This is a genomic window from Mycobacterium sp. NGS54 (genome assembly GCF_059812465.1).
This window is the reverse complement of record NZ_JCALCS010000003.1, coordinates 92,016-105,718: the sequence shown is the minus strand read 5'-3', so window position 1 is coordinate 105,718 and position 13,703 is coordinate 92,016. Positions and strand designations below refer to the sequence as shown.

Below are 13,703 nucleotides of genomic sequence, written 5' to 3'. Positions count from 1 at the left end.
ACCTTAGAGCTTGAATCCGGCCTTTTGCGCTGCGGAGAGGTCCGTGATCTCCGTCCAGTGCGCGGCGACGTCCTGCACTGACGGCGGCTGGTCGAAGGTGACGCCGTCGTTCTGAAACAGCGCGGCACGCTGCACCTTGCCGCCACCGACGATGAAAACCGATCCGTTGTCGGCGCATTCCTCGGTGCACAGATAGGCCATAACCGGCGCGACGAAATCCGGCGTGAGCTTCTCGAACACCTCGGGCGGCAGGATGTCCTGGGTCATCCTGGTGGCCGCGATCGGGGCGAGCGCGTTGGCGTGGATGTTGTACTTGGCCCCCTCCTGGGCCAGCGTGTTGATCATGCCGACCAGGCCGAGCTTGGCCGCCCCGTAGTTGGTCTGGCCGAAGTTGCCGAACAGCCCGCTGGTGGAGGTGGCGACGACGACGCGCCCGTAGCTCTGCTCGCGGAAATGCGGCCAGGCGGCGCGAATGACGTTGTAGCCGCCGTACAGATGCACCTTGAGCACGGCGTCCCAGTTCTCGAATGTCATCTTGTGGAACGTGCCGTCGCGCAGGATCCCGGCGTTGCTCACCACACCGTGGACGGCGCCGAATTCGTCGAGCGCGGTCTTGATGATGTTCTCGGCGCCCTCGGGCTCGGCGACGCTGTCGTAGTTGGCCGCCGCCCGGCCGCCCGCATCCTTGATCTCCTTGACCACCTCGTCGGCCATGTTGTGGCCGGCGCCGGTGCCGTCGCGGGCTCCACCGAGGTCATTGACGATGACGCTGGCGCCCTCCTTGGCCAGGGTGAGGGCGTATTCGCGGCCCAGTCCTCCACCGGCTCCCGTGACGACGATGACGCGATCCTGCACTCCGGGCATAAGGTTCCTCTCTGATGTGAAAACTGAATCTGGCAAGCGATTTGGGGCGGTCGACCCGTCAGAACATCCTGCGGGCCATCTTGAAGGCACGCTCCGTGTACGGCGGGTAGATGAAGCTGGAAAGGTCGGGCCGGGTCGGCTTGGTCAGCACCGACTTGCGGTGGCTGAACTCCTCGAAGCCGTACCGGCCGTGGTAGGCGCCCATCCCGGAGGCGCCGACGCCGCCGAACGGCAGCTTGGCCGTCGACACCTGGAAGGCCAGGTGGTTGACCAGCATGCCGCCGGCGGGGACCTCCTTGATCACTCGCTCGCGGACCTCGCGCGCCTTGGTGAACAGGTACGCGGACAACGGCTTTGGCCGCGAGTTGACGAAACGTATTGCCTCGTCGAGAGACTGGACCGTGATCACCGGCAGGATCGGCCCGAAGATCTCGTTCTGCATCAGCGGGCCGTCCGGGTCGGGATCCACGACGACCGTCGGCTGGATGCGCAGGGTCGACGCGTCGCAGCCGCCGCCGACGGTGACCTTGCCGGTCCCGTCCGAGAGGTAACCGCTGATCCGGTCGAACTGGCGCTGGTTGACGATGCGAATTCCCTGCTGCTCCTTGGAGCGCATCTTCGTGATGGCCGCGCCGATCTTGTCGACGAGTTCGTCGCGGATCTTCGCGTCGGCCAACACGTAGTCGGGAGCGACGCAGGTCTGCCCGCCGTTGAGCAGCTTGATCCAGGCGATGCGCTTGGCCGCGACGTCCACGTCGGCGTCGGCGGCCACGATCACCGGGCTCTTGCCGCCGAGCTCGAGCGTGCAGGGGGTCAGGTGCGGTGCCGCGCCTTCGTAGACCTTGCGGCCGATCTCGGTGCCGCCGGTGAACATCAGGCGGTCCAGGCCCTGCGCGATCAGTTCCTGGCTCACCGCGCCGTCGCCCTCCACGACCGCGATCGCGTCGTTGTCGAGATAGCGCGGCACCAGCTCGGCCATCAATTTCGATGACGCGGGCGCGATTTCCGACGGCTTGAGGATGACGGCGTTCCCGGCGGCGATCGCCCCGACCGCCGGACCCAGCGTCAGGTAGAAGGGGTAATTCCAGGCGCCGATGATCAGCACGGTGCCGTAGGGCTCGTACTCGATCCAGCCGCGCCCGGGCCGCTGCGGCAGCTCCAGCCGTTGATAGCGGCGCCGCGTCCACTTCCGCAAGTGTTTGGCCGCGTATTTCGCTTCACCGGCGGTCGTGGCGATGTCCGCGATGAAGGACTCGAACTTGTTGCGGTCCAGATCCGCGGCGAGGGCGGCGCCGATCGCCTCCTCGTTCTCCTCCATCAGCTTTTGCAGTTGCAGCAACTGCTGCCTGCGCCACTCGATGTCACGGGTGCGGCCGGAGGCAAACGTCTTGCGGAGCCGGGCCACCGTGGCGGGGATGTCGACCGTCTGAGCCGGCGCGCCGTTCGTGGATTCCGGGGCCTTGTGTGCGACCGATTCGGTGGTCATCATTGTCCTTCCCGAGCAGAGTCGCCCGCAGCAGTGCGGGTAGCCGCTCATCGGTGATAACCGCGATCCTAACCATCCGGTTGGGGGAGCAGTAGGAAGGATCCGCCCTAGCTCAGGGTTTGGTTGCCGTCACGAAGCTGTTCACAAACGGCCGTGCGTCGGACTCCGGCGGGCGCCCCAACCGGCCCGCTTCCTCGCGCGCGCTCACCGACTCCGTCTCCCAGCCCTGCGCGGCGAACCAATCGGCCGGCTCCGAGCGGCCGCCGTGGTCAAACCAGAGATCAAAGGGGTTGAACGAGGTGTCCTCGCCGCGCGCTTCGCGTTTGGCCCGCAGCTCGGCCCACTTTTGTTCGGCCTCTTTGCGCTTTTCTTCGTCGGCACCGAAGATTTCCACGGCCACCCGGCTGCCCGATCCGCTCAGCTCGTCGATCGAGGCAAACATGGCTTCCTGCGCGGCCGCCGGCAGAAACGGCAACAACCCCTCTGCGAGCCAGGCGGTCGGACAGGTCGCATCGAAGCCGGCGTCGCGTAGCGCGCGGGGCCAGTCGTGGCGCAGGTCCACCGGCACCGGGCGCCGGTCGACGATCGGGGCGGCCCCGTGCGCGGCGAGCGTCTCGGCCTTGTACTCCAGCACCTTGGGCAGATCGATCTCGTAGACGACGGTGCCGTCCGGCCAGTCGAGGCGGTAGGCACGCGAATCCAGCCCGGCCGCGAGGATCACCACCTGCCGAATACCGGCCCCTGCAGCCGCGGCGAAGTAGCGATCGAAGAAGTGGGTGCGGACCGCCTGATAGTTGATCATCTGCTGAGCGCCGACCGCGTGGTCCACCTCATCGTCGGGATCCCCAGCCCACCAGGCGGCGACCTGCTCGCGAACCCCCTCGAGTTCGGGAGTAGACACCAGCACCTCGGCGAATCGGTCGGAGATCAGCGGCTCGGGGCTGGCTGTCTCGGCGGCGCGGGCCAGCGCCACCATCACCGCGGTCGCCCCGACGCTGGTGGCGATGTCCCAGGAGTCGTCCGCGGTGCGCGGCATCTACAGCCGCTCGGCGATCACGAAGTCGGAGAACGCGTCCTTGTCGTCGGCCATCGGGACGTTCTCGACAAGGCGGCCCAGCCGGCGCATCGCGTCGATCGAGTGCTCCGCCGTCGCGCGCCAGCCGTGTTCGTTGAGCCACTCCGCGACGTCCGCGCGGTGGTCGTCGCGGTACATCAGCTCCCCGACGTCGACGGTCTCCTCCAAGCCGATCTCGTCGGCCACCTTCCTGAAGCGTTCCCGCATCAGCTGGCGCCGCTCTTCGGCGTGGTTGGGCGCGGTTTCGGCCGACACCCGGCTGCCGGCAGCGCTCAGCTCGCCGATCAGGGTGAAGAGCCGGTCCTGGGCCTCGGCGGGCAGGTACATCAGCAGCCCCTCGGCAAGCCATGCGGTGCGCTGCGTCGGATCGAAGCCCGCGGCACGCAGCGCCGCCGGCCAGTCCTGACGCAGGTCGATGGCCACCTCGCGGCGATCCGCGGAGGGCTTCACGCCGTTCTCGGCCAGCGTAGTGGATTTGTAGGCCAGCACCTCGGGCTGGTCGAGCTCGTACACCGTGGTGCCGGCCGGCCAGTCCAGCCGGTAGGCGCGCGAGTCCAGCCCCGACGCCAGGATGACGATCTGGCGGATCCCGGCGGCGACGGCATCGGTGAAGAAGGTGTCGAAGAAGTGCGTCCGCACCGCCTGGTAGCCGCGCATGTGGTGCAGGTGGGCCGCGGAATCCTCGTCGAGGGCCTCGACCTTGGCCGCAATCTCCGGGTCGAGCATGGCCTCCCACAAGACGCCGGCGCCGGCGTTGCTGACCAGCAGCCGGGCGTACGGGTCACGGATCAGCGGGTCGGGCCGTTCGGTTTCGACGGCGCGGGCGGCGGCAACCATGACCGCGGTGCTGCCGACGCTGGTCTTGATGTCCCAGGTGTCGTCGTGGGTGCGCAGTGAGCTCATAGCGTTGCTTGCTCCTTAATCAGCTGTTCAACCCGCCGAGACGCGCGCGCAGCAGCATGCTGCGGACGGCCTCGTCGTCCAGGTCGTCGGGAACGGGGCGGCCCAAGCGGGCCATCTCGTCGCGGTTGTTCACGGCGTCCACCCGCCAACCGTGGTCGGTCAGCCAGGCAACGGCGTCGGTCCGATCGGGCTCGTGGTAGGTCAGCGCCTGCACGTTGACGTCCAGGCCGAGTCGCTCCCGCATCCGCAGCCAGCGCTGCGAATTGCTTCGTTTGTTCATGCCGAACGCCTCGATGGCGACCTGGCTGCCCGGCGCGCTGAGCGATGTGAACGTTTCGAACAGCCGGTCCTGGGCGTCGCTGGGCAAATACGGCAGCAACCCCTCGGCGAGCCACGCGGTCGGTTGGGTGCGATCGAAGCCGGCGGCGGTCAGGGCCGCGGGCCAGTCGTCACGCAGATCCACCGGAACGGGCCGCCGGCCTGCGGCGGGAGCCGCGCCGTGTTCCTCCAGCGTCCGGGTCTTGTACTCGAGCACCTTGGGCTGGTCGATCTCGTAGACCACGGTGCCGGCCGGCCAGTTCAACCGGTAGGCCCGCGAGTCCAGCCCGGCGGCCAGGATCACGACCTGCCGAATCCCGGCGCTGACGGCAGTGGCGAAGTATTCGTCGAAGAAGTGGGTGCGCACCGCCTGGTAGTCGATGCCGAGCCGATGCGCGCGTTGCCCCTGTGGATCCCCGTCGAGCCAGGCCAGCTCGGCGTCGGCCAGCCGCGCCCACGCGGTACCGGCCGACGACACCAAGAGGCGGGCGAACTCGTCACGGATCAGCGGGTCAGGTCCGGCCGTTTCCGCGGCGCGCGCCGCGGCAACACCCAGCGCGGTGGCGCCGACGAGTTCGGTGATGGCCCAGCTGTCGCCGTCGGTCCGAAGGGAAGGCGGTAGGGAGGCGTCCACATCAGTCATGACGGCACCATGCTACCGAATAAGTTAGTTAGCCTATGCGCTTTGTGCGCAACTTCACTGCGCCCGGCCGGTCAGGTCTCCGGACTCCAGAGCGCGCCTTCCAGCAGCCGGCGCAGCACGTCGCTGATCGCCAGGATCTCCTCATAGCTGCGGATGTAGCCGGCGTAAAACCCGACCCCGCAGAGCACGACTATTAGCGTCTCGACCAATGCGGACGCGTCGATATCGGGGGCGACCTCCCGGCGCTCGATTGCATCGTTGACCGCCGACGTCAGAAATTCGCGGCTGATTTTGACCGAATCAATTTCGGCTCCGCTTAATTCTGGATGCCGTTGCGACTCGAGCACCGCGGCAATCATAAACGCCGAGACGGCGGGATTGTCGGAGTTTGCCCGCACCGCCGCGGTGATGAACGCCGTGAGCCGCCCCGTGAGCGTGGTCTCGCTCTCCGCCTGTCGGATGCCGGCCCCGATGACGAGGCCGTTCGTCTGTTTCAACACCTCCCGGTACAGGAGCCGCTTGGTGGAAAAGTAGTGGTTGATCGCCGGTCGGGTCAGGTCGGCGCGCGCGGCGATCGCCTGGAACGTCGCGCCGTCGTAACCCCGCTCGCTGAACACCAGGCGAGCCGCCTGCATGATCCGCTGGCGCGTCTCGTCCGCCTTTGCGGCGGGCGGACGTCCCGGCCGGCGACTCGCCGTTTGCGACATTTCTAGAGTGTGCCACCGCCTCGGTGTGGCATTAAAGCATTTGGCGGAACGCTGCCGAATTTTCCGGCCTGGTAGTCCTGCAGCGCCTGGACCAATTCGGCACGGCTGTTCATCACGAAAGGCCCATAGTGGAATACCGGCTCGCGAATCGGCTGACCGCCCAGCAACAACACGTCGATCGATTGCCGGTCGGCCCCCACGGTGATCCGGTCACCCTGCCCTAGCACGGCCAATTGCCCCGAGCGGATCGGGTGGCGCACCGGACCGACGTATCCGCTGCCGGACAGCACGTACACCAGCGCATTGAAATCGCGCCGCCACGGAATGTTGAGCCGGGCGCCGCCTTCGATCGTCGCGTGGGCCAGCGTGATCGGCGTGTGGGTGATCCCGGGGCCGTGGTGACCGTCGATCTCGCCGGCGATGATGCGCACCAGGGCTCCGGCGTCGTCCGACGCGACCAAGCCGGCGTCGCCGCCCTCGATGGCCTGATACCGCGGCGCCGCGAATTTGTCCCTCTTGGGCAAATTCACCCACAGCTGGACGCCGTGGAAGACGCCGCCGCTTTCGACCAGCTCCGCGGGCGGGGTCTCGATGTGCAGGATGCCCGAACCCGCCGTCATCCATTGTGTCGCGCCGTCGGTGATCAGGCCGCCGCCGCCGTGCGAATCCTGGTGCGCGAACTTCCCGTCGATCATGTAGGTGACGGTTTCGAACCCTCGATGCGGATGCCAGTCGGTGCCCCTGGGTTCACCCGGCTGGTAATCCACCTCGCCCATCTGGTCCATGTGCACGAAGGGATCCAGGGCGGCGGCGTCGATCCCGGCGAACGCCCGGACCACCGGGAAACCCTCGCCCTCGTAGCCGCGCGGTCCGGTGGTGATCGACCGGACCGGCCGTTCGGTCTCGGCGGGGCCGGCGGCGCCGACGCGCGGCAGCGTCAACGTATTTGTGGTTATAGCGGGCACTTTTACCTCCTCGGTAACGGATACCCATATAACCGGACTTTGGTCCGCTTATTCCCCGGCGTGCGGCCGGTCGCGCTGCATAAGATGACGTGATGCTTGGGGTCAGGCGCGCGGCGTGAGCGACCCGGCGGAGGCCCCGGCCCGCGCCGCGGGCGGGCGCTTCGGGGCCTCGATCCGCAAGTCGGGCTACCTGCAAAAGTGGCTGCTGCTGGGCGTCATCATCGGCGTCATCGCGGGCCTGGGAGCCGTCGTCTTCTACTTCGCGCTGAAGTACACCGCCGAGTTTCTGCTCGGCTACCTGGCCGGATATCACATCCCGACGCCCGTCGGGGAGGGTGGCGGCCACGGGTCGGCGGGCTTCAGCCGGCCGTGGGCGATCCCGTTGGTGACGACGGGCGGCGCGTTGCTGTCCGCGTTGATCGTGACGAAGCTGGCCCCGGAGGCGACCGGTCACGGCACCGACGAAGCCATCCAGGCCGTCCACGGTGATCCCCGCGCCATCCGCTTCCGTGCGGTGCTGGTGAAGATGGCGGCGAGCGCGCTGACCATCGGCTCGGGCGGTTCGGCCGGCCGCGAGGGCCCGACCGCGCAAATCTCGGCCGGCTTTTCCTCGCTGCTCGCCCGGCGGCTGAACCTCTCCGACGAGGACGGCCGGACGGCGGTGGCGCTGGGCATCGGCGCGGGCATCGGCGCGATCTTCGCCGCGCCGTTGGGTGGGGCGGTGCTGGCCGCGTCGATCCCCTACCGTGACGACTTCGAGTACCGCTACCTGCTGCCCGGCTTTATCACGTCGGGCACGGCCTACGCGGTGCTCGGGGCCTTCCTCGGCTTCGATCCGCTGTTCGGCTACATCGACGCCGAGTATCGCTTCGAGAAGGCATGGCCGCTGCTGTGGTTCGTGGTGATCGGTCTGGTCGCGGCGGCGGTCGGCTATTTGTATGCCCGCACCTTCCACACCACCGTGCGGCTCACCGACCGGCTGCCCGGCGGGCCCGTGCTCAAGCCGGCGCTCGGCGGCCTGCTCGTCGGGCTGCTGGGACTGTTGCTCCCGCAGGTCCTCAGCAGCGGCTACGGCTGGGCCCAGCTGGCGGCCGATCGCACGTCGCTGATGGCGATCCCGTTGTGGATCGTCGTCGTCCTGCCGATCGCCAAGATCGTCGCCACATCGCTATCGATCGGCACCGGCGGATCCGGCGGGCTATTCGGGCCAGGGATCGTGATCGGCGCCTTCGTAGGGGCCGCGGTCTGGCGCCTGGGCGAGCTGTCCGGACTGCCCGGGGTGCCGCACCAGCCGGGCATCTTCGTCGTGGTCGGCATGATGGCGTGCTTCGGCAGCGTGGCGCGCGCGCCGCTGGCCATCATGATCATGGTCGCCGAGATGACCGGCTCATTTTCGGTGGTGCCCGGCGCGATCCTCGCCGTCGGGATAGCGGCGTTGGTGCTGTCGCGCAGCAACGTCACGATTTACGAGGCGCAGCGGCTGAACCGGGAAACCGCCGAAGCCGAGCGCGCGCGCCAAGCTTCGCCGGTCGCCGACGGCGAATCGCCCACCCAAAGCTAGGACTCGCGTCGCGCGCTGCTCGCTGCGTCCTTTTCGGTGCTGGTTCCCTCGTGGGCCAGCGCGCCCCCGGCACTTTCCAGATGTGCCCGGACAAACCATTGGAACTTCTCGAGTTGCCCCGCCTGCCCGATCAACAGGTCCTGGGTCACCGGGTCGAGTTCGTCCGTCTCGTCGATGGCTTGGCGGATGTCCTCGATCACGCCGTTGTAGACCAGGTCCAGCGCCGCCAGATGCGCCTGGACGGTGTCGCGGCCGACGGAGTAGTCGTCCCACGAGCGGTCCTTGATGATCGCGCCCGGCGTGCCCTGCGGCGAAGCCCCAAGCGCCGCAATGCGTTCGGCGACATCGTCGGCGAAGTTCCGCACCGCGTCCACCTGGGGGTCGATCATCTCGTGCACGCCAATGAAATTCGGGCCCACCACGTTCCAGTGAATGTGCTTCAACGTGAGGTGCAGATCGTTGTAGGTGCTCAGTTGCCTTTGCAGCAGTTCGGTGAGTCGCGCCGCCTGCTTGTCGGTCAATCCCGGAATAGTGAACTGGGTCATTGCTTTTCCTAGCTTCCTTCCCTGCGGTTCGCGTGCTTGCCCTGCTGGGTACCCGATGGCCCAGCTGGAAAACACCGCGGGTCAGAGCGTGCGGATTTGCTGCACCGGCAGCCGCGCGCCGCGCCGCGGCTCGTACGCCAGGCCGCTGGCCTCCAGCAGCCGCACCACCCGGTGGCGATGCGGGCGCATCGGTTCTAGCAGCTCGAGCATCACCGCGTCGTCGACGGGGCGGCCCAGCAGCGTCCAGCCGATCATCTTCGGGATGTGATAGTCGCCCACCGACACGGCGTCGGCGTCACCGAATGCCCGCTGCGCGGTTTCGGCCGCGGTCCACTCGCCGACTCCTGGCAGGGACATCAACGCCCGGCGGGCCTGCTCCGCCGGGCGTGACACCAGCCGCTCCAGCGAGGCCGCCCGTCGCGCACAACTCACCACGGTCTGCGCCCGCCTCGGGTCGACGTTGGCGCGATGAAACTCCCACGACGGGATGTGCCGCCACGCCTCGGCCGACGGCGGCACCCGCATCCCGGCCGGCGCCGGTCCGGGCGCGGGCGTCCCGTGCTTGGACACCAGGACGCGCCAGGACCGAAACGCGTCGGCGCCGGGCACCCGCTGCTCGATGATCGCCGGGATCAGGGCCTCCAGCACCCGCCCGGTGCGGCCCAGTCGCAGGTGTGGCACGCGTTGGTGCGCGGCGGCGACGATGGGGTCGCGCGGTTCGAAGTCCGAGGCGTCGTCGTCGGCGCCCAGCATCGCGGGCAGCGTCTCGAGGAATTCCTGCGCCCCGCCACCCCAGGCCTCGCAATGGGCCGCGTTGGCGGCGGCGCGGCTGATCCGCGCCGTGACGGGCCCACTGGGCAGCAGGCCGGTTCGCCAGATGGTGCCGTCGCCCGGCAGCCGGAAACAAGGGTCGCCTGAACCGCGGCGCAGCGGTGCCAGGGTGTGCCCGAAGCTGGCCGCCCCGGGGAACGTGACCGTGCGCGCGCTCTTCACCCGATATCTCTGCAGTCTGGGGTCACAGCCGACTCCGGGGATCGAGCTGATTGACCGCTAACGATGTCCCACGACAATATTGCGATGTGATGACGCCTTTCGATGCCCCGCAGACCGAACTCGCCTGGATGTTCCTGCAGAGCTTGAGCGAGGGCGGCGACTTGGACGAGGGCTTCATGCTGCTCAGCGACGACTTCACCTACTGGAGCCTGTACACCCGGATCTCCTTCGACAAGGCGACCCTGCGGCAATCGGTCGACTGGCGCAAGCGGACCCTCGAGATCACCGTCGACCTGCGCCGCTGCATCACCGAGGGCGACACAGTGGTGATCGAGGCCAATGCGTCCGGCACCACCACCGACGGCGCCGAATACGACAGCCCCTTCGTCTGCATCTTCGAAACGCGCGACGGGCTCATCGTGTCGATGCGCGAATACAGCGACACCCGCGCACAGGAGCGGGCGCTGCCCCCGTCACCCAGCGGCGGCTACTGAGATCTCCGCCTTGTTCGGGTAGAAGGCGACGTGCCCCGCGATCGCCGCGACGGCGGGGTAGGGCTGCTCGTATGTCCAGATCACATCGTCGACCGTTTCGCCGGCCGCCGTGGTCACGCTGTAGTAGCTGGCGTCACCCTTGAACGGACAGTGGGTGCTGGTGTCGGTGCGAGTGAGTCGATCGGAGACCACGTCACCCATCGGGATGTATTGCACCGCAGGCAAAGTCGCCTCACGCAGCTCCAACGCCGCCGTGGTGTCGGCGACGAGTTCGCCCTTGACGCGGACCTGCACCCGGCCCCTCGTCGGCTCGATGGTGATCGGATGCCCGGCGCTCGGTTCTTTGATTTCCGGGTGGCTCATGGGTTCCTCCTCAGACGCGGATGCAGCTTGCAACACCAACCAGGGTCCAAGACTTCCCGGGGAGCTTGCTTAGGGCGAACATCCGGGGGTATGCGCGCGCATGAAACTCGGAGTGCGCGGCGTGGGCTCCAATTCGGCGCAGCTGCAGGCGGTCGACGCGGTGGCCTAGCTGCAAATTCCGACCGTGCAGGTGAGCCCGTGGGCGCTGCGCCCACGGGCGAACTGCCGCTGCATCCGCCGCAACTCGCCTCGTCCGCGACGGCCGATGACGCGATCGTCACGACGTTGCCGTCGAGGCCGGCCAACTGAAACCGGGACAAGCGACCGCGCGCTCAACCCTCCCCGATCAGGCCGGCCCGAATGCGTAGCGGTGGTATTGCGCCATGTTGGCGACGGCCTCAACCAGCGACATGACCTTCCCCAGCGCCCGCGTGGAGGGCGGGAGTTGCGCGAAGGTGTACGACTCGAACCACCGCTCCCAGGCCATGAGCCGCACACCCGGCACGGCGTCGACGATGTCGTCAGGCCCGTTGATCGCCCAGGACAGCGTGGATCCCGAACGGCGCACGACGGTGTTGAGCCACTGCGACTTGATCCCGAGCGAGTTGAAGGCGTCGAACTGCAGCTCGCCCGAGCCGAAGTGATCGACCACGCGGCGCAGTAGTGCGGTGCCGTCCTGCTCGTTGAGGTACATGGTCAGCCCCTCGCCGATCATCAGCGCGGGACGGTCCGCGGGAATGTCCCCGAGCCAGGCCGGGTCGGTGACGGAGGCGGCGATGATCCGATAGTGGTCGCGCGCGGGGTAGAGCTGGGCGCGCAGCGCGGCGACTTCGGGGTAGTCGACGTCGTACCAGTCGACGCCCGGGCCCGGCTGCACCCGCAGACACCGGCTGTCCAGTCCGCAGCCCAGGTGCAGCACGACGGCCCGCGGGTGCGCCGCAAGAAATTGGCGGACCCAGGCGTCGAAGTGCGCGGACCGGGTGGTGACCGACGGCGCCCTGCGCGCGGTGATGGTGGTCTTTTTCCAGTCGTAGTCGATGCGTTGGACGATCTCCTTCGCATACCGGTCGCCCAGGATCGGTGTCTTGAAGTCGGCGTCCAGCGCCTTGGCGTACAGCGTTGCCAGCATCGTCTGGGGCGCCCCGCTGAGGTCAACGCTTACCTTTTCGGCAGTCACGCCGCCCGAGGCTAGTCGCGGGGCGGCCACGCCAGCAGCGTTGAACGCCCGGCGGCGCGGCGTTCAGCTCGGCGTCGCGCTTTTGCCGCTGGCGACCTTCAGCTCCGCCCAGAACCGGGCCGCCTCACGGATGGATTCCTCCACCGGGCGTGGCTGCCAACCCAATTCGCGCTTTGCCTTACTGCTGTCGACGTCCGCTTCGGCGCGCATCATCCGCACCGACTTGAGGCTGAGTTCGGAGTCCTTGCCGGTGAGTCGCGCCCGCAGCGTGCCGAACGCGGCCAGGGCATAGAGCACCGGCACCGAGATCGCGCGCCGCGGTGGCGGTACGCCGGCCTCGTCGGCCGCGATTCGCACCACATCGTTCAGCGCGAACATCCGCTCGGAGACCAGGTATCGCTCCCCGACGCGGCCGCGGTCCGCGGCCAGGATCATGGCCCGGGCGGCGTCGTCCACGCCGACGACCTCGAGCTGGATGCCGTTCATCAGGAAGGGCAGCTTGCCGAAGACCGCGCCGGCGATGAAGGCACCGTGCGGGGTGCCTCCCCAGTCCCCGCTGCCGTACGTCGTCGAGACGCACATCGCGACGGCCGGCAGCCCGGCGTCGGCGACGTAGCGCATCACCAAATCTTCGGCCTGGACCCGGGATTGGACGTACGGGGTCAGGCCGCGGGGATCGATGACGTCCTCTTCGGTCGCCACGTGCCCGTGTCGCCGGCCCACCGTCGCGTAGGTGCTGGTGAAGACGAACCGGCGCAGGCCGGGTTCTTTGACGGCGACGTCGAGGACGTTGCGCAGGCCGTCCACGTTGGTGCGAAACAACGGCGACGGGTCACGCAACCAGGCGCGGGTGTCGACGACGCAGTAGTAGACGTCGTCGACGGCGTCCATCGCCGCGCGCACCGTGTCGGTGTCGAAGACGTCGCCCAGGAATCGGGTGACCTCGAGGTCGTCGATGCTGCGGGTGTTTGCGTTCGGGCGCACCATGACCCGCACTTCGGCGCCGTCGGCGACGAGCTGGCGGGTCACATGCGAACCCAGAAAGCCGTTGGCCCCGATGACCAGCTTGGGTTTCGCGCTCACTGTTGACCGCCGTTCTGTTGCATCCAGCGCGCCGCGTCGTCGTCGAGGGTGCCCAGCGCCTGCGCCTTGCGACACCACTTCATCCCCGCCCGCAGGAAACGCAGCGGGTTGTAGATGTCTTCCTCGCGGCTCCACAAGCCGTCGCCGGCGTACGTGATGATGGTGATGTTGGTGGCGCTGATGACGCTGCCGTCGCCGGGGTCGCGCATCGGGTTGTCCAGCTCGAGGATGACCCGCCCGGTGGGCTCGTCGATGACCGACCACAGCGTCGGGAACGCGACCATGTGGCTGCCGGGGAAGGTCGTCATCGTCTGCTTGATCCACTCGCGCACCTCGTCGCGGCCGCGCATGGTGCCCGCCGCGTGCTCGATGTACTCGACATCCGGCGTGTACTGCTCGACCCAGGCGTCCCAGTCCCGGGTTTCGGCCGCCCGGGCGACGGTTTCCTCGAATTTCTCGAAGGCGGCGGCGAGTTCGCCGCGCGAGAAAGTGCCGGTAGTCATGCCAAAACTAGAACACGTTCTAT

General features: G+C 68.0%; 15 protein-coding genes. 2 read left to right on the top strand and 13 right to left on the bottom strand.

Annotation, left to right across the window (positions count from 1 at the left end; all coding sequences use genetic code 11):
• Positions 1-3 precede the first annotated feature (3 nt).
• From AC5Y5E_RS09445 to AC5Y5E_RS09415, 7 genes are all read right to left on the bottom strand, one after another.
• Positions 4-864 carry an SDR family oxidoreductase gene (locus tag AC5Y5E_RS09445; protein ID WP_499878494.1) on the bottom strand — a complete coding sequence of 287 codons (861 nt, stop codon included), beginning with the start codon at positions 862-864 and terminating at the stop codon, positions 4-6.
• 58 nt (positions 865-922) lie between these two features.
• A complete protein-coding gene (locus AC5Y5E_RS09440; protein WP_499902735.1) occupies positions 923-2,353 on the bottom strand; it encodes an aldehyde dehydrogenase family protein in 1,431 nt (476 codons plus the stop codon).
• 109 nt (positions 2,354-2,462) lie between these two features.
• The gene (locus tag AC5Y5E_RS09435) at positions 2,463-3,386 is read right to left on the bottom strand and encodes an SAM-dependent methyltransferase (RefSeq protein WP_499902734.1); all 924 of its coding nucleotides are present in this window, start codon (positions 3,384-3,386) and stop codon (positions 2,463-2,465) included.
• Positions 3,387-4,319, bottom strand: coding sequence for a class I SAM-dependent methyltransferase (locus AC5Y5E_RS09430; protein WP_499903265.1), 933 nt, complete (start codon positions 4,317-4,319; stop codon positions 3,387-3,389). It abuts the gene before it with no gap.
• A 28-nt stretch (positions 4,320-4,347) separates the two neighbouring features.
• Positions 4,348-5,289 carry a class I SAM-dependent methyltransferase gene (locus AC5Y5E_RS09425; RefSeq protein ID WP_499902733.1) on the bottom strand — a complete coding sequence of 314 codons (942 nt, stop codon included), beginning with the start codon at positions 5,287-5,289 and terminating at the stop codon, positions 4,348-4,350.
• Positions 5,290-5,360: 71 nt separating this feature from the next.
• Positions 5,361-5,996 (bottom strand): TetR/AcrR family transcriptional regulator, encoded by a 636-nt coding sequence (locus AC5Y5E_RS09420; protein ID WP_499902732.1) that lies wholly within the window; start codon positions 5,994-5,996, stop codon positions 5,361-5,363.
• A 2-nt stretch (positions 5,997-5,998) separates the two neighbouring features.
• Positions 5,999-6,961 (bottom strand): pirin family protein, encoded by a 963-nt coding sequence (locus AC5Y5E_RS09415; protein WP_499902731.1) that lies wholly within the window; start codon positions 6,959-6,961, stop codon positions 5,999-6,001.
• 115 nt (positions 6,962-7,076) lie between these two features.
• On the opposite strand from AC5Y5E_RS09415, the gene AC5Y5E_RS09410 reads away from it, so the two are divergent.
• Positions 7,077-8,522 (top strand): chloride channel protein, encoded by a 1,446-nt coding sequence (locus AC5Y5E_RS09410; RefSeq protein ID WP_499902730.1) that lies wholly within the window; start codon positions 7,077-7,079, stop codon positions 8,520-8,522.
• Here the strand turns inward: AC5Y5E_RS09410 and dps are convergent.
• Positions 8,519-9,067, bottom strand: a complete 549-nt coding sequence (gene dps, locus AC5Y5E_RS09405) for a DNA starvation/stationary phase protection protein Dps (RefSeq protein ID WP_499902729.1) — start codon at positions 9,065-9,067, stop codon at positions 8,519-8,521. The two genes, AC5Y5E_RS09410 and dps, sit on opposite strands and share 4 nt — an antisense overlap.
• 81 nt (positions 9,068-9,148) lie before the next feature.
• Entirely contained in the window at positions 9,149-10,060 is a 912-nt protein-coding gene (locus AC5Y5E_RS09400; protein WP_499902728.1) for a DNA-3-methyladenine glycosylase family protein, read from the bottom strand.
• 86 nt (positions 10,061-10,146) lie between these two features.
• On the opposite strand from AC5Y5E_RS09400, the gene AC5Y5E_RS09395 reads away from it, so the two are divergent.
• Complete coding sequence (locus AC5Y5E_RS09395) at positions 10,147-10,554, top strand: nuclear transport factor 2 family protein (protein ID WP_499902727.1); 408 nt, start codon at positions 10,147-10,149, stop codon at positions 10,552-10,554.
• Here AC5Y5E_RS09395 and AC5Y5E_RS09390 read toward each other — a convergent pair.
• The 4 genes from AC5Y5E_RS09390 to AC5Y5E_RS09375 form a co-directional block, all read right to left on the bottom strand.
• A complete protein-coding gene (locus tag AC5Y5E_RS09390) occupies positions 10,534-10,917 on the bottom strand; it encodes a DUF427 domain-containing protein (protein WP_499902726.1) in 384 nt (127 codons plus the stop codon). The genes AC5Y5E_RS09395 and AC5Y5E_RS09390 overlap by 21 nt on opposite strands.
• Positions 10,918-11,263: 346 nt before the next feature.
• Positions 11,264-12,046, bottom strand: coding sequence for a class I SAM-dependent methyltransferase (locus AC5Y5E_RS09385; RefSeq protein ID WP_499903264.1), 783 nt, complete (start codon positions 12,044-12,046; stop codon positions 11,264-11,266).
• A gap of 111 nt (positions 12,047-12,157) precedes the next feature.
• Positions 12,158-13,177: an NAD-dependent epimerase/dehydratase family protein gene (locus tag AC5Y5E_RS09380; protein WP_499902725.1), complete on the bottom strand. Its 1,020-nt coding sequence runs from the start codon at positions 13,175-13,177 to the stop codon at positions 12,158-12,160.
• On the bottom strand, positions 13,174-13,680 hold the full coding sequence (locus AC5Y5E_RS09375) for a nuclear transport factor 2 family protein (RefSeq protein ID WP_499902724.1): 507 nt from the start codon (positions 13,678-13,680) through the stop codon (positions 13,174-13,176). Before AC5Y5E_RS09375 ends, AC5Y5E_RS09380 begins: the two co-directional genes overlap by 4 nt.
• Positions 13,681-13,703 lie beyond the last annotated feature (23 nt).

Coding starts and splice junctions, on each gene's coding strand:
- AC5Y5E_RS09390 (WP_499902726.1), bottom strand. CDS start 10,917: ATGAGCCACCCGGAAATCAAAGAACCGAGCGCCGGGCATCCGATCACC.
- AC5Y5E_RS09440 (WP_499902735.1), bottom strand. CDS start 2,353: ATGATGACCACCGAATCGGTCGCACACAAGGCCCCGGAATCCACGAAC.
- AC5Y5E_RS09445 (WP_499878494.1), bottom strand. CDS start 864: ATGCCCGGAGTGCAGGATCGCGTCATCGTCGTCACGGGAGCCGGTGGA.
- AC5Y5E_RS09375 (WP_499902724.1), bottom strand. CDS start 13,680: ATGACTACCGGCACTTTCTCGCGCGGCGAACTCGCCGCCGCCTTCGAG.
- AC5Y5E_RS09420 (WP_499902732.1), bottom strand. CDS start 5,996: ATGTCGCAAACGGCGAGTCGCCGGCCGGGACGTCCGCCCGCCGCAAAG.
- AC5Y5E_RS09435 (WP_499902734.1), bottom strand. CDS start 3,386: ATGCCGCGCACCGCGGACGACTCCTGGGACATCGCCACCAGCGTCGGG.
- dps (WP_499902729.1), bottom strand. CDS start 9,067: ATGACCCAGTTCACTATTCCGGGATTGACCGACAAGCAGGCGGCGCGA.
- AC5Y5E_RS09425 (WP_499902733.1), bottom strand. CDS start 5,289: ATGACTGATGTGGACGCCTCCCTACCGCCTTCCCTTCGGACCGACGGC.
- AC5Y5E_RS09385 (WP_499903264.1), bottom strand. CDS start 12,046: ATGCTGGCAACGCTGTACGCCAAGGCGCTGGACGCCGACTTCAAGACA.